Annotated in this window: 2 protein-coding genes; both read left to right on the top strand. The window is 37.5% G+C overall.

Going from position 1 to position 2,147, the window contains the following annotated elements:
* Positions 1-103 precede the first annotated feature (103 nt).
* Complete coding sequence (istA, locus tag LC036_RS18350) at positions 104-1,336, top strand: IS21 family transposase (protein WP_226586066.1); 1,233 nt, start codon at positions 104-106, stop codon at positions 1,334-1,336.
* A complete protein-coding gene (gene istB / locus LC036_RS18345) occupies positions 1,333-2,094 on the top strand; it encodes an IS21-like element helper ATPase IstB (protein WP_226586064.1) in 762 nt (253 codons plus the stop codon). Before istA ends, istB begins: the two co-directional genes overlap by 4 nt.
* The last annotated feature ends 53 nt before the right edge of the window (positions 2,095-2,147 follow it).

Genomic DNA, 2,147 nt, shown 5'->3' with positions numbered 1-2,147 from the left:
TGTAAGCAACGGTGCTAAAATCCCTAATAACAACGGTTTCAAATTCCCCAATAATAACAGATAATCATTTCTATACTAGATAAAGATTTGGAGTGTAGAAGTGATGATCAAGATTGGGGAATTCATAATGATTAGAGAATTGCATCAAAAAGGGTGGTCAATCACAGCTATCTCTAACGAGACTGGCTTTGATCCAAAAACTATTAGGAAGTACATAAAATCTGAAGAATTACCAAGGATGAAGAAAGTACCTAGTAAAGGTAGTAAGCTAGATCCCTTCAAAGATTACTTAGAGAAACGCATGAAGGAAGGTACCACGAACTGCACCGTATTATTAGATGAGATTACATCTATGGGGTACGAGGGCAAAATGACAATCCTCCGGGATTTCATTCGACCATATCGAGTGCGACCTAAAAAGCAAGCTACTATAAGATACGAGACTCCTCCTGGGAAACAAGCTCAAATGGATTGGGGACATATTGGTAAATTCGCAGTTGATGGTGAAATAAAGGATATTTATGCTTTTGTTATTTTACTAAGTTATTCGAGGCTTAAATATGTAGAGTTTACAGACAGCATGGACTTAGAAACATTAATGAAGTGCCATATGAATGCCTTTGCTTATTTCAATGGAGTGCCCGAGCAAATTTTATATGACAATATGAAAACTGCTGTTATCAGGCATAGCCCAGTCGAAATAAGATTCAATCGAAAATTCGAAGATTTTTTAGCTTACTATGGAATTGTTCCAAAGGCATGTAAACCACACCGACCACAAACAAAGGGAAAAGTAGAAAATGTTGTTGGATACTTAAAGAAGAACTTTCTGCAGCGCAAGCATGAACCTACGTTAAAAGCATTAAATGAAGATGTAAGAGTGTGGTTAGATCAAGTAGCAAACCGTAAGGTTCATCAGACAACGCTCGAATCACCTTATACTCGTTTCCAGCATGAACAAAAGCACTTAATGACTTCAAATACTAAACCATTATTCCCTATTCATCATTGGGAAATTAGAAAAGTGAGTAAGGATTGCTTTGTTTCCTATCTTGGTAAGAGGTATTCAGTACCCTTTCGGTACGTTGGCCAAGAATTGAAGATAAAAGAAACTTTAGATCATCATTTAGAAATTTATGACCATTATGAATGTGTAGCTAAACACCCTATTATGACTGGAAAGGTAAGAGATTATATAAACCTTGAACATTATAAAGGACTGCAAACGACTACTGATGGTTTGCCGACCCACAGCCGTTTACAGTCCCCTGATATTGAAGTAGAACAACGTTCCCTTCAAATTTATGAGCAACTAGAAGGAGGTGATCAATCATGACCACAAACCTTTTAGTTGAACGCTTAGAAGAAATCGGTTGGCATTACACCGCCGACCAAATAGATGGTCTCCTTGAAGACGCATCTAAAAATAATGTACCATATTCGGACTTCTTAATCACGCTATTATCACAAGAAATCGAACAAAAGGAAAAGGCAGCTTTAGATAAGCGTCTAAAGAAAGCGAAGCTTCCCTACATCAAGAGTATTCATGACTTCGACTTCAGTTTTCAACCTAGTATTGACGAACGAAGAGTGAAAGAAGTGTTATCGGGGAGATATATCCATAATGGAGATAACATCCTACTTCTCGGGCCACCAGGAGTAGGGAAAACACATTTAGCCATTTCCATGGCTCTTGAAGCTATCACGAATGGACACCAAGCACTTTTTATTACAGCCAATGATTTTATAGCTGAGTGTCAAAAGGCAGAGAAACAAGGGTTAATCCAACGGATTATTAAAAGATATAGTCGACCAGAATTACTAATTATTGATGAATTAGGTTACTTTAGTTTCGATGAACTAAGCGCGCACACACTTTTTCAAATCATATCAAGAAGATACGAACATGGAGCGATGATTATCACTTCAAATAAATCGTACGTTGAATGGGGCAAGATCTTTGGAGATGAAGTTTTAGCAACGGCCATACTGGATCGTCTAATCCATCATTCCACTACCTTTAATATTAAAGGAGACTCTTATCGCTTAAGGGAAAAGAAAAAGGCTGGCATACAGCCAGCCAAAATCCGCTGATAATAGGGAATTTGATTACGTTGAAAACAGGGAATTTTAAACCGTTGTTGACA

The sequence above is a fragment of the Halobacillus litoralis genome, assembly GCF_020524025.1.
GTDB classification, from domain to species: Bacteria; Bacillota; Bacilli; order Bacillales; family Halobacillaceae; genus Halobacillus; species Halobacillus litoralis_D.
This window is presented reverse-complemented; position numbering and strand designations above follow the sequence as displayed.